The 23,034-nt window shown below is 65.3% G+C and carries 17 protein-coding genes and 3 rRNA genes; 4 read left to right on the top strand and 16 right to left on the bottom strand.

The features are described 5' to 3' along the window. Nucleotides 1-19: 19 nt before the first annotated feature. Both P5G50_RS04335 and P5G50_RS04330 read right to left on the bottom strand, forming a co-directional pair. The gene (locus P5G50_RS04335; protein ID WP_301210636.1) at nt 20-1,039 is read right to left on the bottom strand and encodes an HAD-IIA family hydrolase; all 1,020 of its coding nucleotides are present in this window, start codon (nt 1,037-1,039) and stop codon (nt 20-22) included. Then, nucleotides 1,014-1,922, bottom strand: coding sequence for a tetratricopeptide repeat protein (locus tag P5G50_RS04330; RefSeq protein WP_301210042.1), 909 nt, complete (start codon nt 1,920-1,922; stop codon nt 1,014-1,016). The genes P5G50_RS04335 and P5G50_RS04330 overlap by 26 nt, the downstream gene beginning before the upstream one ends. Between P5G50_RS04330 and P5G50_RS04325 the strand changes: the two genes are divergently transcribed. Continuing rightward, nucleotides 1,908-2,615 carry a hypothetical protein gene (locus P5G50_RS04325; RefSeq protein ID WP_301210041.1) on the top strand — a complete coding sequence of 236 codons (708 nt, stop codon included), beginning with the start codon at nt 1,908-1,910 and terminating at the stop codon, nt 2,613-2,615. The two genes, P5G50_RS04330 and P5G50_RS04325, sit on opposite strands and share 15 nt — an antisense overlap. Nucleotides 2,616-3,044: 429 nt before the next feature. Here the strand turns inward: P5G50_RS04325 and rrf are convergent. The 8 genes from rrf to P5G50_RS04285 all read right to left on the bottom strand — a co-directional run bounded on the left by rrf (nt 3,045) and on the right by P5G50_RS04285 (nt 13,606). Further along, nucleotides 3,045-3,161, bottom strand: a 5S ribosomal RNA gene (gene rrf, locus P5G50_RS04320). A 131-nt stretch (nt 3,162-3,292) separates the two neighbouring features. Beyond that, nucleotides 3,293-6,407: ribosomal RNA gene (locus P5G50_RS04315) — 23S ribosomal RNA — on the bottom strand. 418 nt (nt 6,408-6,825) lie between these two features. Continuing rightward, a 16S ribosomal RNA gene (locus P5G50_RS04310) occupies nt 6,826-8,349 on the bottom strand. Together the 16S, 23S and 5S rRNA genes form the textbook arrangement of a ribosomal RNA operon. A gap of 555 nt (nt 8,350-8,904) precedes the next feature. Beyond that, nucleotides 8,905-9,975 (bottom strand): c-type cytochrome biogenesis protein CcsB, encoded by a 1,071-nt coding sequence (gene ccsB, locus P5G50_RS04305; RefSeq protein WP_301211906.1) that lies wholly within the window; start codon nt 9,973-9,975, stop codon nt 8,905-8,907. Nucleotides 9,976-9,984: 9 nt separating this feature from the next. Then, nucleotides 9,985-11,610, bottom strand: a complete 1,626-nt coding sequence (gene resB, locus P5G50_RS04300; protein ID WP_301211905.1) for a cytochrome c biogenesis protein ResB — start codon at nt 11,608-11,610, stop codon at nt 9,985-9,987. After that, nucleotides 11,594-12,334, bottom strand: a complete 741-nt coding sequence (locus P5G50_RS04295) for a cytochrome c biogenesis CcdA family protein (RefSeq protein ID WP_301211904.1) — start codon at nt 12,332-12,334, stop codon at nt 11,594-11,596. Before P5G50_RS04295 ends, resB begins: the two co-directional genes overlap by 17 nt. A gap of 1 nt (nt 12,335) precedes the next feature. Beyond that, a complete protein-coding gene (locus P5G50_RS04290) occupies nt 12,336-12,917 on the bottom strand; it encodes a TlpA family protein disulfide reductase (protein WP_301211903.1) in 582 nt (193 codons plus the stop codon). A 23-nt stretch (nt 12,918-12,940) separates the two neighbouring features. Then, the gene (locus P5G50_RS04285; protein WP_301211902.1) at nt 12,941-13,606 is read right to left on the bottom strand and encodes a histidine phosphatase family protein; all 666 of its coding nucleotides are present in this window, start codon (nt 13,604-13,606) and stop codon (nt 12,941-12,943) included. Between the two features lie 121 nt (nt 13,607-13,727). On the opposite strand from P5G50_RS04285, the gene aspS reads away from it, so the two are divergent. Further along, nucleotides 13,728-15,035: an aspartate--tRNA(Asn) ligase gene (gene aspS / locus P5G50_RS04280; protein ID WP_435870916.1), complete on the top strand. Its 1,308-nt coding sequence runs from the start codon at nt 13,728-13,730 to the stop codon at nt 15,033-15,035. Here the strand turns inward: aspS and P5G50_RS04275 are convergent. Continuing rightward, nucleotides 14,965-15,723, bottom strand: a complete 759-nt coding sequence (locus P5G50_RS04275) for a JAB domain-containing protein (protein ID WP_301211900.1) — start codon at nt 15,721-15,723, stop codon at nt 14,965-14,967. The genes aspS and P5G50_RS04275 overlap by 71 nt on opposite strands. Nucleotides 15,724-15,960: 237 nt before the next feature. Between P5G50_RS04275 and P5G50_RS04270 the strand changes: the two genes are divergently transcribed. Then, nucleotides 15,961-17,148 carry an acetyl-CoA C-acetyltransferase gene (locus P5G50_RS04270; protein WP_301211899.1) on the top strand — a complete coding sequence of 396 codons (1,188 nt, stop codon included), beginning with the start codon at nt 15,961-15,963 and terminating at the stop codon, nt 17,146-17,148. Nucleotides 17,149-17,184: 36 nt separating this feature from the next. Here P5G50_RS04270 and P5G50_RS04265 read toward each other — a convergent pair whose 3' ends face one another. Genes P5G50_RS04265 through P5G50_RS04255 form a run of 3 tightly spaced genes read right to left on the bottom strand, consistent with a single transcriptional unit; the run spans nt 17,185 to nt 20,816 of the window. Then, entirely contained in the window at nt 17,185-18,312 is a 1,128-nt protein-coding gene (locus P5G50_RS04265; RefSeq protein ID WP_301211898.1) for a bifunctional 2-methylcitrate synthase/citrate synthase, read from the bottom strand. 33 nt (nt 18,313-18,345) lie between these two features. Further along, nucleotides 18,346-19,245: a methylisocitrate lyase gene (gene prpB / locus P5G50_RS04260; RefSeq protein ID WP_301211897.1), complete on the bottom strand. Its 900-nt coding sequence runs from the start codon at nt 19,243-19,245 to the stop codon at nt 18,346-18,348. Further along, the gene (locus P5G50_RS04255) at nt 19,245-20,816 is read right to left on the bottom strand and encodes an MmgE/PrpD family protein (protein WP_301211896.1); all 1,572 of its coding nucleotides are present in this window, start codon (nt 20,814-20,816) and stop codon (nt 19,245-19,247) included. Before P5G50_RS04255 ends, prpB begins: the two co-directional genes overlap by 1 nt. A gap of 31 nt (nt 20,817-20,847) precedes the next feature. Between P5G50_RS04255 and P5G50_RS04250 the strand changes: the two genes are divergently transcribed. Then, a complete protein-coding gene (locus P5G50_RS04250; protein ID WP_301211895.1) occupies nt 20,848-21,486 on the top strand; it encodes a LysE family translocator in 639 nt (212 codons plus the stop codon). Between the two features lie 62 nt (nt 21,487-21,548). Here P5G50_RS04250 and P5G50_RS04245 read toward each other — a convergent pair whose 3' ends face one another. Together P5G50_RS04245 and P5G50_RS04240 are read right to left on the bottom strand one after the other, a co-directional pair. Beyond that, nucleotides 21,549-22,079, bottom strand: coding sequence for a YbhB/YbcL family Raf kinase inhibitor-like protein (locus P5G50_RS04245; RefSeq protein WP_301211894.1), 531 nt, complete (start codon nt 22,077-22,079; stop codon nt 21,549-21,551). 10 nt (nt 22,080-22,089) lie between these two features. Then, nucleotides 22,090-22,869 carry a polyprenol monophosphomannose synthase gene (locus tag P5G50_RS04240; protein ID WP_301211893.1) on the bottom strand — a complete coding sequence of 260 codons (780 nt, stop codon included), beginning with the start codon at nt 22,867-22,869 and terminating at the stop codon, nt 22,090-22,092. Nucleotides 22,870-23,034 lie beyond the last annotated feature (165 nt).

Below are 23,034 nucleotides of genomic sequence, written 5' to 3'. Positions count from 1 at the left end.
CGATTACGCGGTCACGCGCTCACAGGTACAGGCTCTCCGGCACCTCCAGGCCGTAGATCGCCCGGCCGGAGTTCCAGATCGCCGCGCTCGCAGCGCGCAGCAGGTTTACCTCATCGTCGCCCTCGGCCACGATCCGCACGTCGTTGCCCTCGATCGCGACCTTGGCGCTGCCGACAGTGACAGCCCCGTTCTTCGCGACCTGCGTCTCCGGGTACGGCTCCGACAGCTGTCGCAGGTCGCGGAGGATGTACGTCGGCCGCGAGTCCGCATCGGCAGCGAGCAGCTGCTTCGCCCCGTCCACGCCCGTGAGCACGAGCACGGAGGCGATGCCGGCACGGTTCGCTCCGAGGATGTCCGTGTCGAGCCGGTCGCCGATGAAGAGCGGATTCTTCGCTCCGAATCGCGTGACCGCCTCCTCGAAGATCGCCACCTCCGGTTTGCCCGCGACAAGCGGCAGGCGGCCCGCAGCGGTGTGCACAGCCGAGACCAGCGTCCCGTTGCCGGGAGCGATTCCCCGGGCGACCGGAATAGTCCAGTCGGTGTTAGTAGCGATCCAGGGCCGCTCGCTCTCCGACCTGCCCTGCAGCGCGAAGGCCGCCTCGGCGAGCTGCGTCCAGCCGACCTCCGGCGCGAACCCCTGGACGACCGCGGCCGGCTCGTCCTCGGCGGAGCGCGTGACACCGAACCCGCCCTTCTGAACCTCGTCGACGAGTCCGTCGCCGCCGATCACCAGGACGGTGGAGCCGGGATCGACGTGTCGGCTCAGCAGCCGGACCGCCGCTTGCGGTGAGGTAACCACGTCAGACGGTTGCACCGAAAGCCCGAGGTCGGTGAGGTGCTGAGCGACGGAGGCATCGGTACGGGAGGCGTTGTTGGTGATGTAACCGACTCGCACGGTTTCAGCGGCGCGGTTCAGGCTGTCGACCGCGTGAGGGATGGCGTCGGGGCCCTTGTAAACGACCCCGTCGAGGTCGGCAAGCACGACATCGACGCCGTCGAGCGGAGCCGCGTTCTCAGTCCTCCGTCGAAACAGCGCCATCCTGCTGGTCACCCTCCTGCGTGCGTCCGGTCTCTTCGGTGTCGGCGGAGCCGGAATCGTCCGGTGTTCCGCTCTCCTCGTCGTCGGCGTCCTCGTCGATCGCGGCGTCCTTGCTGGCATCGCCGTCCGCTCCGATCAGCGAATCATCCCCGGTGAACACGTCCTCCTCGGTGAACACTCCGTCGGGGAGGAGCTCCTCCTCGACGATGTCCATGGTCTCGTGCTCGTCGACCGCGGCCGCATCGTCGAGCGCGGCCTCGGCGCGCTCGGCGCGCTCCCGCCATGTCTCGGCCTCCGCGCGCTTGCCGAGCTCCTCGAGCACCTCCGCGTAGGCGTGGAAGAGGTCAGGACTCCAGCTGAACGCCCGGTCGGGGTCGAGCTGCGGGATCTCGAGCTCCGCGAGCGCGGCCTCCGGCTGCTCCAGGTCGAGGCGCGCTCCCGACATCGCGATCGCCAGGGACACCTGTACGTCGTTCGGGAGGCTGGAGCGGTCGACCGAGCGCCCCAGCTCGAGTGCGCGATCGGGTCGGCCGACACCGCGCTCGCTGTCGACCATCAGCGCCAACTGGTCGTTGGAGCCGGAGATGCGCCGGTACGTGCGGAGCTCCCGCAGAGCGAGCGCGAAGTCACCCGACGCGTAGGCGGTGATGGCGAGCGTCTCACGCACGACCGCGATGCGGCCGGCGCGGCGCGCAGCGGACAGCGCGTGCCGGTGCGCGAGCTCGGGGTCGCTGTCGATGAGACGGGAGGCCATGACAAGATGACGCGCCACCCAGTCGGCGTTGTCCTTGCTGAGGGTCTTCAGCTCGACGCGCGCCGCCTTGTCCAGGTCGCGCGCCTCGACGGTGTCGGGGATGTCGGGATCATCGTGCCGCGGACGCACCGATCGCAGTTCACGCGCGCGCGCCGCCTCGGCGTCGTCGCGGAACCCCTGCTCGCGCGCATCGCGGTCACCGCGAGCGGGACGGCCGTCGCGCGTCCACAGCTTGTCGTCGCCGCGATTGCGCGAAGCGCCCCGCCCCACGCCGCCGCGCTCGCCACGCGCGTCGCGACCGAAGCGGTCGTCGCGGCCGGCCCGGTCATCGCGGCCGGTACGGTCGTTGCGGCCCCCACGGTCGGATCGGCTGAACCGGTCGTTCTGGCCGGCGCGGTCATCACGTCCGGCCCGGAAGTCACGCCCGCCGCGGTCATCACGCTCACCGCGTCCAGCACGGTCGGCGCCTCGATAACGGTCGTCGCGTCCAGCGCGGTCGTCGCGTCCAGCGCGGTCGGCGCGATCGCTACGCCCGTAGCGGTCGTTCTTGCCGGCGCGATCGTCGCGACCAGAGCGGTCGTAGCGCCCAGCTCGGTCATCGCGACCGAAACGGTCATCCCTGCCGCCGCGGTCATTGCGCACTGCACCGTCGTTCCGGCCATGGTGCTGCCCGTCGCGCCGCACGCGGTCATCATTGCCGCCACGTCGGAAGTCGCCGCCGCGGTCGTTGCGGCCCCCACGTTCGCTTCCACCGGCGCGACCACCCCATCCAGGACGGTCCTCACGTCCGTAGCGGTCGCCGCTACGCTCGCCAGCTCCTGAACCTCGGGGAGCACCGGACCGAGAAGCGCCGCCGCTCTCACGCCCGCCGGCGCCTCCCCGAGGGCCGCCGGTCCCGCGCGCGCCACCCCACCCCGATCCGGAACGACCGCCATCAGCACGGTCCGCGCGCGGTCGGCGGTCACCGTCACGGCCAGAATGCTGCGGCCTGCTGTCGCGAGAGCGATCGGAGTCGCGTCGCTGGCTGCTCCGGTCGGCCCCTGTGGAACCGTCGCGACCGCCCCGGGGAGCGCGAGCGCCGCGTTCGTTGTCGTTGTCTGCCGGATTGTCCGTCACAACTACTCCTATCGAATTGCGGGGCTTACCCCGGGCGGTGGCGTGCCGGTCCGCGCGGCGTCATCGCCTGCGGTGCACATTGGACCTGTTAACGAAAAATGGCCACCCATCACTGGGTGGCCATTTCACGAAGAAGTCCGGCGGTGTCCTACTCTCCCACAGGGTCCCCCCTGCAGTACCATCGGCGCAGAGAGTCTTAGCTTCCGGGTTCGGAATGTGACCGGGCGTTTCCCTCTCGCTATGGCCGCCGAAACACTATTGATGTATCAAAGTGAACGATCAAGCTTTGCTTGAATCGGTTCTCGACCGTACATCGAGAACCACATAGTGGACGCGGGCAATCTGGCCTCTCATACCAGCCTTACAACAGTATGAGAGTAGTGATTATCAAGTTATCGGCTTATTAGTACCGGTCAGCTCCATGGGTCTTTAGTCCCCACTTCCACATCCGGCCTATCAACCCAGTAGTCTAGCTGGGAGCCTCTCACCCAAAGGGTATGGAAATCTCATCTTGAGGCCGGCTTCCCGCTTAGATGCTTTCAGCGGTTATCCATCCCGAACGTAGCTAACCAGCGGTGCTCTTGGCAGAACAACTGGCACACCAGAGGTTCGTCCAACCCGGTCCTCTCGTACTAGGGTCAGATCCTCTCAAATTTCCTACGCGCGCAGCGGATAGGGACCGAACTGTCTCACGACGTTCTAAACCCAGCTCGCGTACCGCTTTAATGGGCGAACAGCCCAACCCTTGGGACCTACTCCAGCCCCAGGATGCGACGAGCCGACATCGAGGTGCCAAACCATGCCGTCGATATGGACTCTTGGGCAAGATCAGCCTGTTATCCCCGAGGTACCTTTTATCCGTTGAGCGACAGCGCTTCCACAAGCCACTGCCGGATCACTAGTCCCGACTTTCGTCCCTGCTCGACTTGTCAGTCTCACAGTCAAGCTCCCTTGTGCACTTACACTCGACACCTGATTGCCAACCAGGTTGAGGGAACCTTTGGGCGCCTCCGTTACTTTTTGGGAGGCAACCGCCCCAGTTAAACTACCCACCAGGCACTGTCCCTGAACCGGATTACGGTTCTAAGTTAGATATCCAGAGTGACCAGAGTGGTATTTCAACAATGACTCCACCGACACTGGCGTGCCGGCTTCATAGTCTCCCACCTATCCTACACAAGCCACACCGAACACCAATACCAAGCTATAGTAAAGGTCACGGGGTCTTTCCGTCCTGCTGCGCGTAACGAGCATCTTTACTCGTAATGCAATTTCGCCGAGTTCGCGGTTGAGACAGCTGGGAAGTCGTTACGCCATTCGTGCAGGTCGGAACTTACCCGACAAGGAATTTCGCTACCTTAGGATGGTTATAGTTACCACCGCCGTTTACTGGGGCTTAAATTCTGAGCTTCGCGTAAAGCTAACCCTTCCTCTTAACCTTCCAGCACCGGGCAGGCGTCAGTCCGTATACATCGTCTTGCGACTTGGCACGGACCTGTGTTTTTAGTAAACAGTCGCTTCCCACTGGTCTCTGCGGCCTTCAAACGCTCCAGGAGTAAATCCCTTCACGCCTCAGGCCCCCCTTCTCCCGAAGTTACGGGGGCATTTTGCCGAGTTCCTTAACCACGATTCTCTCGATCTCCTTGGTATTCTCTACCTGACCACCTGAGTCGGTTTGGGGTACGGGCGGCTGGAACCTCGCGTCGATGCTTTTCTCGGCAGCATAGGATCACTGAATTCGCCTTGACGGCTATGCGTAAGGTCTCAGGCTCTATAAGAGACGGATTTGCCTATCTCTTGCCCTACATCCTTGCCCCGGGACAACCATCGCCCGGTACAGCTACCTTCCTGCGTCACACCTGTTAATACGCTAGCCGCACCAGCATGGGGTCGAGCGTTAGGCCCGGACCTTCACCCCGAAGGGATCCGAATCCGGGATTAGGACTCTTAGCACCACTGGATTAGCTTGGGCGGTTCTTCGCCGGTACGGGAATATCAACCCGTTGTCCATCGACTACGCCTGTCGGCCTCGCCTTAGGTCCCGACTTACCCAGGGCGGATTAGCCTGGCCCTGGAACCCTTGGTCTTTCGGAGGACGGGTTTCTCACCCGTCTTTCGCTACTCATGCCTGCATTCTCACTCGTGTAGCGTCCACGGCTGGTTTCCACCGCCGCTTCACTCGCCACACGACGCTCTCCTACCCATCAACACGGCTGGACCACGAAGGCCTACCAAAAATGTCAATGCCACAACTTCGGTGGCGTGCTTGAGCCCCGTTACATTGTCGGCGCGGAATCACTTGACCAGTGAGCTATTACGCACTCTTTCAAGGGTGGCTGCTTCTAAGCCAACCTCCTGGTTGTCTGTGCAACTCCACATCCTTTCCCACTTAGCACGCGCTTAGGGACCTTAGTTGGTGGTCTGGGTTGTTTCCCTCTCGACGATGAAGCTTATCCCCCACCGTCTCACTGCTGCGCTCTCACTTACCGGCATTCGGAGTTTGGCTGACGTCAGTAACCTTTTGGGGCCCATCGGCCATCCAGTAGCTCTACCTCCGGCAAGAAACACGCAACGCTGCACCTAAATGCATTTCGGAGAGAACCAGCTATCACGAAGTTTGATTGGCCTTTCACCCCTATCCACAGCTCATCCCCTCAGTTTTCAACCTAAGTGGGTTCGGCCCTCCACGACGTCTTACCGTCGCTTCAGCCTGGCCATGGATAGATCACTTCGCTTCGGGTCTAGGACATGCGACTGAATCGCCCTATTCAGACTCGCTTTCGCTACGGCTACCCCACACGGGTTAACCTCGCCACATATCGCTAACTCGCAGGCTCATTCTTCAAAAGGCACGCTGTCACCCCAACACGGAGGCTCCAACGGTTTGTAAGCAAACGGTTTCAGGTACTATTTCACTCCCCTCCCGGGGTACTTTTCACCTTTCCCTCACGGTACTTGTCCGCTATCGGTCATCTGGGAGTATTTAGGCTTATCAGGTGGTCCTGACAGATTCACACGGGATTTCTCGGGCCCCGTGCTACTTGGGATACTCTTCGCGCCATCGGACCATTTCAGTTACGGGGCTGGCACCCTCTACGGCTGACCTTTCAAAGCCATTCACCTATGATCCTCTGTAACGCTCGCAGTTCGGCAGAAGCTGCAGAAAAGTCCCACAACCCCGACCATGCAACGCCTGCCGGCTATCACACATGATCGGTTTAGCCTCTTCCGGTTTCGCTCGCCACTACTAACGGAATCGCTTTTGCTTTCTCTTCCTGTGGGTACTGAGATGTTTCACTTCCCCACGTTCCCTCTACCCGCCCTATATATTCAGGCGGGAGTCACTGGGTCACCTCACGGGCCCAGCGGGGTTTCCCCATTCGGACATCCTCGGATCAAAGTTCGCTTATCAACTCCCCGAGGCTTATCGCAGATTGCTACGTCCTTCTTCGGCTCCAGATGCCAAGGCATCCACCGTTTGCTCTTAGAAACTTGAAATCACATGAGTTTTAGAATCGATCGACTCATCCGAAGATGAGCAGATTGACCAATGATCTAATAAATCAGATCATCTAGTGACTGATCCATAAAGGATCAATCTAAGATGCTCGCGTCCACTGTGTAGTTCTCAAAGTACGGGCGGTACCTTCTCCGCCGGCCGAGTGATGGCCAACAAGAAAAGGTCCAGAGGATTCGTCTCCCACTCGTATCGAGCGAGGTCCGGTCCCTCAGGACCCAACAGCGTGCATGTGCCGGCCATCCAGATCCGAACCGTTCCAACTTCCGAAGAAGCGTACTGAGCTCGGGCCCTTCAGCCCGACACCAATGTCAATGTTCCACCCATGAGCTAACCGGCCGAGAACATTCGCCTCGGATCCGGCGCATGGACACCCAGTGGGTGCCAGCTGCTCCTTAGAAAGGAGGTGATCCAGCCGCACCTTCCGGTACGGCTACCTTGTTACGACTTAGTCCTAATCACCGATCCCACCTTCGACGGCTCCCTCCACAAGGGTTGGGCCACCGGCTTCGGGTGTTACCGACTTTCATGACTTGACGGGCGGTGTGTACAAGGCCCGGGAACGTATTCACCGCAGCGTTGCTGATCTGCGATTACTAGCGACTCCGACTTCATGAGGTCGAGTTGCAGACCTCAATCCGAACTGAGACCGGCTTTTTGGGATTCGCTCCACCTTACGGTATTGCAGCCCTTTGTACCGGCCATTGTAGCATGCGTGAAGCCCAAGACATAAGGGGCATGATGATTTGACGTCATCCCCACCTTCCTCCGAGTTGACCCCGGCAGTCTCCTATGAGTTCCCGCCATAACGCGCTGGCAACATAGAACGAGGGTTGCGCTCGTTGCGGGACTTAACCCAACATCTCACGACACGAGCTGACGACAACCATGCACCACCTGTTCACGAGTGTCCAAAGAGTTCCCTATTTCTAGAGCGTTCTCGTGTATGTCAAGCCTTGGTAAGGTTCTTCGCGTTGCATCGAATTAATCCGCATGCTCCGCCGCTTGTGCGGGCCCCCGTCAATTCCTTTGAGTTTTAGCCTTGCGGCCGTACTCCCCAGGCGGGGCGCTTAATGCGTTAGCTGCGACACGGAAACCGTGGAATGGTCCCCACATCTAGCGCCCAACGTTTACGGCGTGGACTACCAGGGTATCTAATCCTGTTCGCTCCCCACGCTTTCGCTCCTCAGCGTCAGTTACGGCCCAGAGAACTGCCTTCGCCATCGGTGTTCCTCCTGATATCTGCGCATTCCACCGCTACACCAGGAATTCCATTCTCCCCTACCGCACTCTAGTCTGCCCGTACCCACTGCAGGCCCGAGGTTGAGCCTCGGGTTTTCACAGCAGACGCGACAGACCGCCTACGAGCTCTTTACGCCCAATAATTCCGGACAACGCTCGCACCCTACGTATTACCGCGGCTGCTGGCACGTAGTTAGCCGGTGCTTTTTCTGCAGGTACCGTCACTTTCGCTTCTTCCCTACTAAAAGAGGTTTACAACCCGAAGGCCGTCATCCCTCACGCGGCGTTGCTGCATCAGGCTTGCGCCCATTGTGCAATATTCCCCACTGCTGCCTCCCGTAGGAGTCTGGGCCGTGTCTCAGTCCCAGTGTGGCCGGTCACCCTCTCAGGCCGGCTACCCGTCGTAGGCTTGGTGAGCCATTACCTCACCAACTACCTGATAGGCCGCGAGTCCATCCTTGACCGAAATTCTTTCCACGTACAGGAGATGCCTCCGCACGTCATATCCGGTATTAGCTTCCGTTTCCGGAGGTTATCCCAGAGTCAAGGGCAGGTTACTCACGTGTTACTCACCCGTTCGCCACTAATCCCCCAGAGCAAGCTCCGGGTTCATCGTTCGACTTGCATGTGTTAAGCACGCCGCCAGCGTTCGTCCTGAGCCAGGATCAAACTCTCCGTAAAATGTTTATGCCCTAGCTGCAAGCAACCAGGAAACATAGTGCAGGCGAAACAGGAAATATGCTCCACACTGCGAGTTTGTTCTGACTAGTTTCGAATATCTACTGACATTCTGTTTCTAATCCAAAGGAATCTCAAACACTCACGATCAGGTCGAAACCATCACACGAATGCCGAGGATAATTTGGCATTTGACATTGTGCACGCTGTTGAGTTCTCAAGGATCGGACGCACCCACGCTCCACCCTTCCAGGCTTCACCGTGAGGCAACTTCCCTACCTTACCACTCCGGACCAGGATGTCAACTCAGCGCGCCGCGCCGATCGAATCCGATCAAGAAGTGGAGGTGTTCATCCTAAACGCAGCGAACCGACTCTCACAAGTTCAGTTTCGCCGTCAGGCTCAGAATGATGGTCCCGCTTGAGGCCGGGGAGCTCTTCGGCTCTCCCGCACCTTTGGGGTGACAAGTAAGTACTTTACGCAAGGCTCGCGTGACCGCGCAAATCGCGGCAGAATCCCGGGCGTGTCTCGGCAGACGGCCGCGGAATCGCGGGCGGATCACAGACCCGAGTACGCGTGCAGGCCCTTGAAGAAGACGTTGACCACACCGAAGTTGAACAGCACCGCGGCGAACCCGATGATGGCGAGCCACGCCGAACGGGACCCACGCCATCCGCGTGTGGCGCGGGCGTGGATGTATCCGGCGTAGATCACCCAGATGATGAATGTCCAGACTTCCTTGGTGTCCCAACCCCAGTAACGGCCCCACGCCTTCTCGGCCCAGATCGCGCCGGCGATGAGCGTGAATGTCCATGCGATGAAGCCGACGATGTTGATCCGGTACGCAAGGTTCTCGAGCGCCACGGAGCTCGGCAGTGTCGCGAGGAAGCGGAAACCCTGCGGTCGTGACTCCGCGATCTGGCGCTCGCGCCGGTACTGCAGCAGTTGCAGGCCGGACAGGGCGAAGCCGAGCGCGAAGAACGCGGTGCCCAGAACGGCAACGATGATGTGGATGACCAGCCAGTACGACTGGAGCGCCGGCTGCAGTGGAACGACCGGAACGTAATACCGCAGCAGCGCGATCCCTTGAAGGATCAGGACGAGCCCGATGATGAAGGTGCCGAGATACTTGATCTCCCAGCGGAGGTTCGCCAGCAGGAACACTCCGACGATGACGAGCGTGCCCGTCATCGAGAACTCCCACATGTTCGCCCACGGGACGCGGGCCGCTGCGACTCCCCGCAGGACGGTCGCCACCAGGTGGAATCCGAACCCGATGGTGGTGAGCACGAACGCCCACCGGATCGCCACCGTCGACTCCGCGCCGTTCATCACGTCGTCCTCGACGCGGGAGCTGATGCGCGATGAGAGACGGCCGAGCGCGGAGGTCGGCCCGCTGGGACCGCCCGAATCACCACCGCCGGTCGCGGTGATGGTGCCGGCCGCACCGACCGGTGAGGAGACCTCGGCGCGGCGTGCCACAGCACTCGGGATGGACGCCGCCTCCACCGCGGTCACTCGTGAACCTCGGCGGGCGAGGTCGAGGGCGAACGCGATGAACGCGGCCGCATAGAGCCCCATGGCCGCGTAGATGAACACGGTGGAGAGCTGGGACAAGGTCTCGGTCACGATCTAAGCCTACGTCGTCGGTGGTCGGGTGAGGGCGGTCGCATGCTGATCCGCCACGGCGGTGACAGCTGCGATCAGGTTCGGGTCCTCGCCTCGCGCGAGCCCCGCGTACTCGAGGGTGAGCGATCCGTCCGCGTTCTCGACGGCCTTCACCCAGATGCGACGCCGCGGAACGAACAGGGAGGTCAGCAGGCCGGCGAGGATCAGGACGGCGAACACCAGCACCCAGCCCTGGGCGGGGTCGTGGTGGACGTCGAGCGAGGCGTATCGCTTCACGTCATCGAGCGAGATGGTGCCGAGCCCGTTGGGGAGCTCCACGGTCTGGCCGGGCCTGAGCTCCAGCGCCTTCGTCTTCGTCGGCGGCCCTGCGAGCTGCGTGAGGTTGTCCGTGTTGAGGCTGTAGACGGACTGCGGCACACCGCTGTCCACCCCGAGGTCGCCGACGTACACGTTGAGACTCAGCACCGGGTCGTCGAGGCCGGGGAACTTGGACGTGAGGGCACCGGCCGCCGTCTGGCTCTCGGCCACGGTCGGGTAGAAGAACCCGATCATCCCGACCTGCTTGGCGAGCCCGTCCGGGACCTTGACGAAGCCGAGTGAAGTCAGCCGCGCATCCTGGGGCAGGAACGGCACGGAGTCGGTGAAGACGACGTCGCCCTTCGTGTTCTTGACGGTGATCGTCGGCGCGTAGCCGTTGCCGAGGAGGTAGACGTTCGTGCCGCCGATCGACAGCGGCTCATTGACCTTGATGGTGGAGGTGGACGTCGCATCGCCGGGACCCGTGGTCGTCACGTGGGCCGTGTAGTCGAGCGGAGTCCCGACGGCGTTCTCGTTCTTCGTCTCGTACGACACGTCCAGCTTGTCGACGCGGATGGAGAACGGCTCGAGCGCGTGATCGCTGAAGAAGCGGCCCGGGTTGAACGAGTTGTAGGAGGGGAGGCTGTTGACGAAGCTCTGACCCTCGACGACGACCTTCTGTCCGGTGTAGCCGAAGCCCCCTCCGACTCCGATGGCGATGAGGACGCCGAGGAGCGCGATGTGGAAGACGAGGTTTCCGGACTCCCGAAGATAGCCGCGCTCCGCAGAGACGGAGGTCGACCGGGCGTCCTGATAGAGGGCGACCCGGTAGCGCGACGCCTTCAGGATCTCGCGTGCGGCCTCGATCGGCTCAGGAGCAGATGCTCGCACCTCCGCAGGCAGGATCCGCGCTTGGAACCCGGCCATCCGGGTCAGTCGGACCGGCGTCTTCGGCGGCTTGGCGCGCATCGCATCGAAATGGTGCTTGGTACGCGGGATGATGCAGCCGATGAGGGAGGCGAACAGCAGAAGGTAGATCGCGGAGAACCACACGGACGTGTAAACGTCGAAGAACTGCAGCTTGTCGAGGACAGGTGCGAGCTGCGGGTTCTTTGTGAAGTACTCCGTCACTCCGTTCGGGTCGGAGCTGCGCTGCGGGACGAGCGAGCCCGGCACGGCGGCGATCGCCAGCAGGAGGAGGAGGAACAGCGCCGTGCGCATGCTGGTGAGCTGACGCCAGAACCAGCGGACCCAGCCGACGGGTCCCAGGCGGGGCTGGACGACGTCGGGGTCCTCGCGCGGCGGCGCGGAATCGATGTGATCAGAGGGCCGGCTCAAAACCTTGGATCACCGCCAGGAATTGCGACATGAGCTGGCTCCACAGCCCGGTCGCCATCAGGATGCCGATGACGACGAGGAGCACGCCGCCGATGATGTTGATCGCCCGGATGTGCCGCTTGAGGAAAACGACCGAACCGGCGACCCAGTCGAAGCCGAGGGCGACGAGCAGGAACGGGATGCCGAGGCCGATGCAGTAGAACAGCCCGAGCAGGGCTCCACGCCAGGGCGATCCGGTGCCGACGCTCAGCGCGCTGATCGCGGCGAGGGTCGGACCGATGCATGGCGTCCAGCCCAAGCCGAACACGATGCCGAGCAGCGGGGCTCCGATCAGGCCGGTCGCCGGCCGCCATGACGGCTTGATCGTCCGCTGGAGGAATGAGAACTGGCCGATGAAGACCAGCCCCATCACGATGACGAGCACCCCGAGGACGCGGATGACGACCTCCTGCCACCGGACCAGCCAGAGGCCCAGGGCGCCGAAGGCCGCGCCGTACGCGACGAAGACCACCGCGAAGCCGAGGATGAAGAGCGCGACGCCCGTGAGCACCCGCGAACGGTCCCGCTTCGCGCCTGGGTCGCTCATGCCTCCGACGTACGCGAGATAGCCGGGCACGAGCGGGAGCACGCACGGGGATGCGAAGGACACCAGGCCCGCGAGCAGCGCGACCGGGAGCGCCAGCAGCAGCTGGCCGCTGAACACGATCTGACCGATGCCACCCACGTCAGGACTCGGCCACGGCGTCGGAGATCAGGGTGTCCAGGATGCTGCGGTCGGGGATCGCCCCGAGGATGCGGGCCGCGACCCGGCCCTTCTTGTCGATGACCAAGGTGGTGGGCGTCGCCTTCGGCGGCACCGTCTTGCTGAAGGCGAGCAGGACGGAGCCGGTGTCGCGGTCGAGGACGGTCGGGTAGGTGATGCCCTTGTCGTTCTCGAAGCTGGCGGCGGTGCTGGCCGAGTCGTAGAGATTCACACCGAGGAAATCCACGTTCTCGCCCTTGTACTTCTGATAGAGCGCCTCGAGATCCGGAGCCTCCACTCGGCAGGGCGGGCAGCCTGCGTACCAGAAGTTCACGACGAGCACGTCGCCCGCATAGTCCTTGGAGGAGACGGGAGACCCGTCGGCCAGCTTGCCGTCGAAAGCGACAGCCTCACCACGGTTGCCGGAGGCGAACTCGCTCACGGTACCGTCACCGGCGATGTAGTTCTGGCCGCTGCCGGCGCGGTACTGCTGAGCCAGGCTGTCGTTGGACGTGCAGCCGGAGAGGAGGAGGGCGCCGGCGACCGCTGCCGCGGAGAGCGCCATGGTCAGACCCGTTCGGCGACGCATCACACCGCCCCCACATCCGTTGCCGCGGCGAGGAGCCCCGCCGCCGGCTCCACGTATCCGACCTCGACGAGGCGGCTCGGTGCCTCTGTCGCCTCGGTCGCGTCGCCGGCCGAGCGCTCGAACGAGGTGATGCTCGACAGCGCACAACGCCGATTGCGGGGGTCGTGCCAGAACCGCTCTCCGGCGACGGAGAGGTGGCTGACCCAGATCGGGAGCTGGTGGCTGACCAGCACGACATCTCCGTCGGGGACGGAGTCGAACGCCTCGTCGATCGCCGCGAGCATGCGGCTCTCGATGCTCGTGTACGCCTCGCCCCAGCTGGGACGAGCCGGGTTCACGAGGAAGGGCCAGTTCGCGGGGCGCTTGAGCGCGCGACGCATGACCGTGCCCTCGAACCGGTTCGTCGGCTCGATGATCCTGTCGTCGACGACCGGCTCCAGGTCGAAGGCCGCCGCCACCGGGCGTGCCGATTCGCGTGTCCGCTGAAGCGGGGAGACGCGCAGGGCGGTGACCGGCCGGCCTCGGTCGCGCAGCTCGTCCGCCGCGGACTGGGCCATCCGGTGCCCGAGTTTGGAGAGGCCGAAGCCCGGCAGCCTGCCGTACAGGATGCCGTCGGGGTTGAACACCTCGCCATGACGGACGAGATGAACCTGGCTTGCTACCACCGGTCCAGTCTACGGACGGCTTTCCCTTGAATTCACTGAGCGCGGGCGGCGACGGCTCCGCGACGGCCCGCGCGGGCGGTAGTGGCGGACGGTAGGCTTGTCGCTCGTGACCGCACGCGCTTTGATCAGAGACCTGGCTGCCCTTCCCGACGGCCCCGTGAGCGTCGCCGGATGGGTCGAGACCGTCCGCGACCAGAAGAAGGTGCAGTTCGTCGTGCTGCGCGACGAGTCGGGTGCGGTGCAGCTGGTCAACCCGCGCACCGTCGGTGAGGACGGGACCGTCGTGGCCGACGAGCCCGCGACCACCATCTCCGGTCTCTCTCAGGGAACGTTCGTGCGGGCCACCGGCGAGCTCAAGCACGACGAGCGCGTCAAGCTCGGCGGCATCGAGATCAAGCTCACGTCTCTGACCGTCGAGACGGCGGCCATCCCGGAGACTCCGATCGCTGCCGACAGCGGCATCGACAAGCGGATGGACTGGCGCTTCCTCGACCTCCGGGAGCCGAAGCACAACCTCATCTTCCGCGTGCAGACCACGTTCGAGCACGCGCTGCGCCAGTACTGGGTCGAGAACGGCTTCATCGAGATCCACACGCCGAAGCTGATGGCATCGCCGTCGGAGTCCCGGGCGGAGCTCTTCCAGCTCGACTACTTCGAGACCACCGCGTACTTGGCCCAGAGCCCTCAGCTGTTCAAGCAGATGGCCCAGGCCGCCGGCTTCGGCCGCGTCTTCGAGATCGGCCCCGCGTTCCGCGCCGACCCCAGCTTCACGAGCCGCCACGCCACGGAGTTCACGAGCGTCGACAGCGAGATCAGCTGGATCGACAGCCACGAGGATGTCATGAAGCTCCACGAGGAGCTCATCGTCGCCGGCTTCACGGCGGTCAAGGATAAGCACGGCGAGGAGATCGAGCGCCTGTTCGGCGTGGAGGTCACGGTTCCGACCACGCCGTTCCCGCGCATCCCGCTGGCCGAGGCGAAGCGCATCGTGGCCGAGCGCGGGTACGAGGTGCCGCGCGCCGACGACGACATGGACCCCGAGGGCGAGCGCCAGATCTCGGCCTACGTCCAGGAGACCTACGGTCACGAGTTCGTCTTCCTGACCGACTACAACGCCAGCATCCGGCCGTACTACCACATGCGTCACGAGGACGACCCGACGCTGACGAAGAGCTACGACCTGATCTTCAACGGCGTCGAGATCTCCACGGGCGCTCAGCGCGAGCATCGCGTCGACATCCTCGCAGAGCAGGCGAAGGAGAAGGGGCTCGATGTCGAGGAGCTCGACCTGAGCTTCTTCGAGTACGGGATTCCGCCGCACGGCGGCTTCGGTATGGGTCTGGCGCGCGTACTGATGCTCATGCTGCACCTCTCGAACCTTCGCGAGACGACCTACCTCTTCCGCGGGCCGACGCGCCTGACGCCGTAGCGCCGCTCCCGGATGACGGGAGCGCCGTCCAACGCTCGCCTGCCACGAGGATGTGTCCGAGGAATCGGATGCCGATCGTCGCGGCGGCGGTGTCGAGCCTGCGCGTGAGCATGAGGTCGGCCACCGACGCGTCGAGCACTCCGGACGGATGGTTGTGAGCGACGGCGAACGACCGCCCCCCGCGGGTGAGCACGGCCTGCAGCACGTCGGCCGGCTGGATCTGCGAGTCGTCGACTCCGCCGTCGCGTAGCAGGACGACCTCGCGCGGCCGTGCAGCTCTGTCCGCCACCACGACGACGAAGCGTTCGCTGTCACGGTGGAGCAGTTCGGGTCGGACGACGTCGGCCACCGCCTTGTCGTCGACCAGCCGCGTCCACGCCGAGGCTTTGCCTGCGCGTCGCCAGATCTCGATGATCGCGACCAGACGGCCCGCCGTGGCGGGACCGACACCGGGAAGAGCCTCGAGACGAGCGAAGTCCATCGACGCCAGCCCCTGGTATCCGCCCGTTCGCCGCAGGATCGAACGCGCGAGCGCCAGGACACTGAGCCCGGTCTGGCCCGAGCCGAGGACCAGCGCCAGGACCTCGTCGTCGGTGAGTGAGCCGACGCCCAGGCGCCGCATCCGCTCGCGCGGCCGGTCGTGTGCAGGGACGTTCGCAAGAGGCTCCCCATCTTCCTGATCAGGCATGAGCCAACCGTAGGAAGGCGCGAGACCCGGCGGCGCAACCGCGTCAATTCTGTGGAGAACTTCTCACCGGCACGAACCTGTGGAAAAGCGGTCGCCGGGAGGACGCCGCCTCGGCAGTGGACGGATCATGTCCACAAGCAGTGGCGGCCCGGCAGTTGTCCACGGATTCAAAAATCGCTCGATCCGCGAGCCTCGCTCAGGGTCACAATGGACGCACATTCTCAGAAGGAGTCGTCCATGACCAGTCCGACCGACGTCGTCATCCTCTCGGCCGCGCGTACCCCGCTCGGCAAGATCAAGGGAGCCCTCGCCAGCCAGAGCGCCGTTCAACTCGGCACCATCGCGCTCCGCAAGGCGATCGAGGAATCCGGTGTCGGGCCCGAAGCGATCGATGCAGTGATCTTCGGCCAGGTGCTCCAAGCCGGTGCGGGACAGAACCCGGCGCGGCAGACCGCGATCGGCGCCGGGGTCGGTTGGGACGTGCCGGCGACCACCATCAACAAGGTGTGTCTCTCCGGGCTGGCAGCGGTGATCGACGCGGCCCGCCTCATCCGGGCCGGCGAAGCGACAGTGGTGGCGGCGGGAGGGCAGGAGTCGATGACGAATGCGCCGCACCTGCTGCCCGGCTCGCGCACGGGGTGGACGTACGGTTCCATTCAGGCGCTCGACTCGGCAGCCTACGACGGGCTGACCGATGCGTTCGACGGCATCTCGATGGGCGCCTCCACCGAGCGTTACACGGAGCGGCTGGGGCTCACCAGGGAGGCGCAGGACGCCTTCGCCGCTTCCTCGCACCGACGGGCCGGGGCAGCGATCGCCGACGGCACCTTCGCCGACGAGATCGCGCCCGTCTCCATCCCGCAGAGGAAGGGCGACCCCGTGGTTGTCACGACGGACGAGGGCGTACGGCCGGACTCGACTCCGGAGATCCTTGCCAGGCTGGCGCCGAGCTTCGCCGAAGACGGCACGTTGACGGCCGGCAACTCCTCACCGCTCAGCGACGGCGCGGCGGCTCTCATCCTGACCAGCCGTGAGAACGCCGAACGACTGGGCCTCGAGTGGCTGGCCGTCGTCGGTTCGAGCGGGCAGGTGGCCGGACCGGACAACTCGCTGCACTCGCAGCCGTCGCACGCGATCGAGGCCGCGCTCGAGCGGGCCGGCTGGTCCACGGACGAGTTGGACTTCGTCGAGATCAACGAGGCGTTCGCCGCCGTGGCGCTGCAATCGACCGCCGACCTCGGGCTGGACCCCGAGCGCGTGAACATCCACGGAGGCGCCATCGCGCTCGGGCACCCCATCGGGGCATCCGGAGCACGGCTGGCCGGTCATGCGGCACACGAGCTGGCGCGGCGCGGTAGCGGACGTGCGGCGGTCGCGCTGTGCGGCGGCGGCGGGCAGGGGGATGCGCTGCTGCTGTGGCGGTGAAGGCCTGCGGAGGGTCTCGCCGGCGGGGAGCGCCGCCTATCGCTCGAGGTGGCGCTCCTCGGGGCCGGTGTACTGAGAAAGGGGGCGGATGAGCGAGTTCGCCGCGTACTGCTCGAAGATGTGGGCGGTCCAGCCGGTGATGCGGGCGGCGGCGAAGAGTGGGGTGAACGTCTCCGTGTCGAAGCCCATCAGGCTGTAGGCGGGGCCGGAGGGGTAGTCGAGGTTGGGCTTGATGTTCTTGCGGGCGGCCATGGCGTTCTCGAGAGCGTCGTAGAGGGCCAGCATGTCTGCTCGGTCGTAGTGCTCGACCAGTCGTTCGAGAGCTGACCGCATGGTGGGGACCCGGGAGTCGCCGTTCTTGTACACGCGATGGCCGAAGCCCATGATCTTGCGCTTCTCGGCGAGCGCGGTGTCGAGCCACGTCTCCGCGTTGTCGGCCGAGCCGATCTCGGCGAAGGCGTGCATCACTGCCTCGTTGGCGCCGCCGTGCAGGGGACCCTTGAGGGCGCCGATCGCGCCGGTGACGGCCGAGTACACGTCCGAGAGGGTGGAGGCGATCACGCGGGCGGTGAACGTGGAGGCGTTGAAGGAGTGCTCCGCGTAGAGCACGAGAGAGACGCGGAAGGCGTCCACCACGACATCGTCCGGCAGCTCTCCGAAGGTCATCCAGAGGAAGTTGCGCGAGAAGTCCAGGTCGTCGCGGGGCTCCACCGGCTCCAGACCCCGCCCACGGCGCTGGATGTAGGCGACGATCGAGGGCAGCTGGGCCAGAAGGTAGACAGCGCGGCCGTCGTTGAGCGCGGGGTCGAGGATGCCATCGGGCTGCTGGAGGGTGGTGTCCAGTCCGCCGAGCTGGCTGACCGCCGTCCGCAGGGCATCCATCGGGTGGGCGGTGACGGGCACGTCGTCGATGGCACGCCGCGTGCGGTCGTCCAGGGTGCGGAGCGAGCGCTCCAGCGCCTCGAACGCGACCAGCTCGTCCGCCGTGGGGAGCTCGCCGTGCCAGAGGAGGTAGGCGACCTCCTCGAAGGAGCAGTGGGCGGCGAGCTCCTGCACCGGATAACCGCGATACAGAAGGGAGTTGGTTTGCGGGTTCACGGAAGAGATCGTCGTGGTGTCGACCACGACGCCGGCGAGGCCCTTGTGGATGTCCGGATCGGTCATGTGTTGGAGCTCCTTTGCTGCCCGGGCGCCGAGCTAGCGGCGCACCTCGAAGTTGAACACGGAGGTGTCGAAGGCGTTGTAGCCCTCGTAGTCGATCAGATCGTAGAGATCGGCGCGATGCTGCATCTCGCCGAGCAGGGGTTTCAGCGTCCCCTCCCCGACGAGCTGATCGAGCCCGCGCTCGGCCGCGCCCATCGCCAGACGCAGGAGGGAGACCGGCCAGATGACGATGTTCACGCCCACATCGCGCAGCTGGTCCACGGTGAAGAGGTCGCTCTTGCCGAACTCCGTCATGTTGGCGAGCATCGGCACATCCACGGCCCGACGCACCGCCTCGAACTCGCCGAGGTCGGCCATCGCCTCGGGGAAGATGGCGTCGGCACCCGCGTCGACGAGCGCCTTCGCACGGTCGATCGCTGCGTCGAGGCCCTCCACCGCGCGGATGTCGGTGCGGGCCATGATGAGAAGGTTCGGGTCGCGTCGGGCGTCCGCGGCGGCGCGGATGCGCTTGAGGGCGGTGTCTTCGTCGACGACCTGCTTGCCGTCGAGATGCCCGCATCGCTTGGGGTTGACCTGGTCCTCGATGTGCAGACCGGCGACTCCCGCATCCTCCAGCGACTGCACCGTGCGCGCGACGTTCATCGGCTCGCCGAAGCCGGTGTCGGCGTCGACCAGCGCGGGCAGGTCCGTCATCCGCGCGATCTGCGCCGAACGGCCCGCGACCTCGGTGAGCGTGGTCAACCCGATGTCGGGGAGGCCGAGCTCCGCCGAGAGCACGGCGCCCGAGATGTAGACGCCCTCGAAGCCTTTGCGCTCGATCAAGCGCGCGCTGAGCGGGTTGAAGGCGCCGGGCATCCTGACGAGTTCACCGGACGCGAGCCGGGCTCGGAACGCGGCGCGCTTCTCATGCGCCGGAAGCGACGAATACAGCATCAGAACAATCCCTTCGGCGCAGCGACGGAGGACAGGACACCATGACGGGCTGTGATGGTGAGGCCGCCCAGCTCGGCGGCGGTGAGCTGCGGCAGTCGCTCCGCGACGTCGAGGAATCGCTCGATCTCGGCCTCCTCGAGGACATCGGCCGCCAAGGTGCGGAACTTGGCGACGTAGTCGGCGCGTGCGAACGGCCGGGCCCCGAGCGGGTGGGCGTCGGCGACAGCGATCTCGTCCGTGATGGTGCTGCCGTCGGCCATGCGGATCTCCACCCGACCGCCGAAGGCCTTCTCGGCCGGATCGGTCGAATGGTAGCGGCGGGTCCACTCCAGGTCCTCCGTCGTGCGCACCTTGCCCCAGAGGGCGACGGTATCCGGCCGGGCCGCGCGCGTCGGCAGGTACGACTCCGCGTGATGCCAGCGACCGTCCTGGAGCGCCACCGTGAAGATGTACGGGATGCTGTGGTCGAGCGTCTCGCGAGATGCGGTCGGATCGTACTTCTGCGGATCGTTCGCGCCGGAGCCGATGACATAGTGCGTGTGGTGCGAGGTGTGGATGAGGATCGACTCCACACGGGAGGGGTCCGCGACCGCGGGGTGCTCGCGATGCAGTTTGCGGGCCAGATCGATCCACGCCTGCGCCTGATACTCCGCGGAGTGCTCCTTCGTGTAGGAGTCGAGAATCGCGCGCTTCGGCTCGCCGGGCTCGGGCAGCGGAACGTCGTACGAGGCCGACGGCCCGTCGAGCAGCCACGCGATCACGCCGTCCTCCCCCTCGTAGATCGGGGTCGGGCTGGTCTCGCCGCGCATGGCGCGGTCGATGGCCTCGACAGCCATCTTGCCGGCGAAGGCGGGAGCGTGAGCCTTCCAGCTGGAGATCTCGCCCTTGCGCGACTGCCGAGTGGCGGTGGTGGTGTGAAGGGCCTGGCCCACGGCCTGGAAGATCACCTCTGGCGGGAGGCCGAGCAGCGTCCCGATGCCTGCCGCGGCCGACGGGCCGAGATGCGCCACGTGGTCGATCTTGTGCTTGTGGAGGCTGATCGCTCGCGCCAGATCGATCTGGATCTCGTACCCGGTAGCGATGGCGCGGACCACGTCGCGCCCTGTCAGGCCGAACGCGCGGCCGGCGTGCTGCGCAACGGCGACGATCGGGGGGATGTTGTCACCGGGATGCGAGTACTCCGCCGCCAGAAACGTGTCGTGGTAATCCAGCTCGCGCACCGCGACGCCGTTCGCCCAAGCGGCCCACTCGGGCGAGACGCGGACGTCCGAGGCCTCGCCGAAGACGGTGGCACCGTCCTGCGGGTGTGCGCTCGTCGACGTCAGCTCCTCGAGCTGCGCGACCGGGAGGCGGTGCGCAAGCGCCTGCGAACGGGCCGACACGACCGGCCGACGCGTCAGCGAGGCCGCCGCAACGGCCGCGTTGTCGATCACGCGATTGATGACCATGTCGGTGACATCGCCGTCGACGTCGACGGGGTCGGCAGCGACGTCGGCGATCTTCCACGCGAGCTGATCCTGGCGAGCGAGAGTCTCCTCGCTCCTGTGCACACGGACGTTGTGAAGCTTCACGTATCGAACCTACCTCGCTACGCTCTCGCCCATGGTCCCACCGCCCTCCCTGCTCGCATTCGCGCTGACCGCGCTCGCCCTGATCGTCATCCCCGGGCCGAGCGTGCTCTTCGTCATCGGCCGGTCGCTCGCGCTCGGTCGCCTGGGCGGGCTCCTGAGTGTGGTGGGGAACGCGCTCGGGATGCTGCCGCTGGTCGTCGCGGTGGCGCTGGGGATCGGCGCGGTGGTGGCGCAGTCGGAGGTCGTCTTCACGATCGTGAAGTTCGCCGGAGCCGCGTACCTCGTGTACCTCGGAATCCAGGCGATCCGGCATCGCCGGCACACCGCGGTCACCCACGAGGCGGCGCCCCCGCGCCACTCGCCGTGGCGGATCCTCGGCGAGGGGTTCCTCGTCGGGCTCACCAACCCGAAGTCGCTCGTCTTCTTCGTGGCCGTGCTGCCGCAGTTCGTGAACTACTCGGCGGGATCCATCCCGGTGCAGCTCATGGAACTCGGCGTGGTGTTCCTGGTGCTGGCGCTCATCTTCGACAGCATCTGGGCGCTGGCCGCGGGAACTGCGCGCGAGTGGTTCGGCCGCTCACCCAAGCGCGTCGAGCGGCTGGGCGCGACCGGCGGGGTGCTCATGATCGGGCTGGGAGGGATTCTCGCCCTCACCGGCTCGAAGCACTGACAGGGCTCCAGCGCTGACAGAGCGCCATCCCGCGCCACCAACAGGCCGCCGCGAACCGCCGATCAGATGTCGCCGGCGGTGGCGATCGGGATCAGGAACGCCCGAGCCAGGGTGTGGAAGTGCGCGTTGAAGCCCAGCACGGCGGGAGTCGAGGCGGGGTCGAGGTCGAGGTGGTCCACGTCGAGCGCGTGCACGATCACGTTGTAGTGGTGCGTCCCCGTTCCGGGCGGCGGGCCGGCTCCGGTGAAGCTCTTCGAGCCGAGCTCGTTCGACAGCATCGAGGCGCCCTGCGGCAGCGACGCTCCACCCTCGGCGCCCGCTCCGGAGGGCAGGGAGGTGACGGAGGCCGGGATGTTGTACACGGCCCAGTGCCAGAACCCGGAGCCGGTCGGAGCGTCCGGGTCGTGGATCGTCACAGCGAAGCTCTTCGTCTCGGCCGGGAATCCGCTCCACGAGAGCTGCGGCGAGACATCCCCTCCACCTCCACCTGCGCCCCACTGCGCGCGGGCCAGCGGGCGGTCGTCGGCGATGTCGTCGCTGGTGAGGGTGAACTGGGGAACTGCGCCGAAACGCGCAAGGGGATCCGTCGTCATGAGCGTCACGCTACGCCCTCTGCGCGGAGCCGGAGACCTCCACCGGAGCAGGGTGGCGTCGCAGGCGCTGCGGCAGCCCTGTGATCCCCCAGCCCGTAACTCGGAGCATCGCCTCGGCCACGATCGCACCGGTCATCTTGGACGCGCCGTGCTCGCGCTCCACGAAGGTGATCGGGACCTCGGCGACAGCGAGCCCCGCCCGGTACGCGCGGCGCAGCATATCGATCTGGAAGCAGTACCCCTGACTCTCCACGTCGTCGAAGTGGATGCTCCGCAGCGCCTCGGCCGTGAAGGCGCGGTAGCCGCCTGTGACGTCCCGCGCGGGGATGCCGAGGGCGGCGCGCGAGTAGAGGCTCCCCCCACGGGAGAGCAGTCGTCGGTGGGCCGGCCAGTTGACGACGTCGCCGCCGGCGACCCAGCGGGAACCGAGTGCGACGTCGGCGCCCGGCCCGCCGTCTTCGTCACGGAGAGCCGCGAGAAGGCTCGGGAGCTGCTCCGGGCGGTGCGAGCCGTCGGCATCCATCTCCACGATGCGGTCGAACCCGACATCGAGGGCCCAGCGCATCCCGTCGCGGTAGGCGGCGCCGAGGCCGTCCTTCCCCGCCCGGTGCATCACGTGGATCTGCGCGTCGGTCGCGGCGAGCGCGTCGGCGATCTCGCCCGTGCCGTCCGGCGAATCGTCGTCGACGATCAGGATGTCGGCATCCGGGACCGACACGCGGACCCTCCCCACGATCGGGCCGATGTTCTCCCGCTCGTTGTAGGTGGGGATGATGACGAGGGTTCGCACGGAACCGCCTTTCTCGTACTGCGTGTCGACCGTACTCCCCACCATCCTCCAGCACGCTGAACAGTTGGAGAACGAACCTTCCGATCCACGCAGGCACCAGCGGGCCATTGCGTGTGCACAGGCCCCTGCTCTCAGCGGGTTATCCACCGATCTGCGGGAACCCTT

The sequence above is a fragment of the Leifsonia williamsii genome, from assembly GCF_030433685.1.
Classification (GTDB): domain Bacteria; phylum Actinomycetota; class Actinomycetes; order Actinomycetales; family Microbacteriaceae; genus Leifsonia; species Leifsonia williamsii.
This window is presented reverse-complemented; position numbering and strand designations above follow the sequence as displayed.

Coding starts and splice junctions, on each gene's coding strand:
- P5G50_RS04335 (WP_301210636.1), bottom strand. CDS start 1,039: ATGGCGCTGTTTCGACGGAGGACTGAGAACGCGGCTCCGCTCGACGGC.
- P5G50_RS04290 (WP_301211903.1), bottom strand. CDS start 12,917: ATGGCGCTCTCCGCGGCAGCGGTCGCCGGCGCCCTCCTCCTCTCCGGC.
- P5G50_RS04275 (WP_301211900.1), bottom strand. CDS start 15,723: ATGCCTGATCAGGAAGATGGGGAGCCTCTTGCGAACGTCCCTGCACAC.
- P5G50_RS04270 (WP_301211899.1), top strand. CDS start 15,961: ATGACCAGTCCGACCGACGTCGTCATCCTCTCGGCCGCGCGTACCCCG.
- P5G50_RS04265 (WP_301211898.1), bottom strand. CDS start 18,312: ATGACCGATCCGGACATCCACAAGGGCCTCGCCGGCGTCGTGGTCGAC.
- prpB (WP_301211897.1), bottom strand. CDS start 19,245: ATGCTGTATTCGTCGCTTCCGGCGCATGAGAAGCGCGCCGCGTTCCGA.
- P5G50_RS04250 (WP_301211895.1), top strand. CDS start 20,848: ATGGTCCCACCGCCCTCCCTGCTCGCATTCGCGCTGACCGCGCTCGCC.
- P5G50_RS04245 (WP_301211894.1), bottom strand. CDS start 22,079: ATGACGACGGATCCCCTTGCGCGTTTCGGCGCAGTTCCCCAGTTCACC.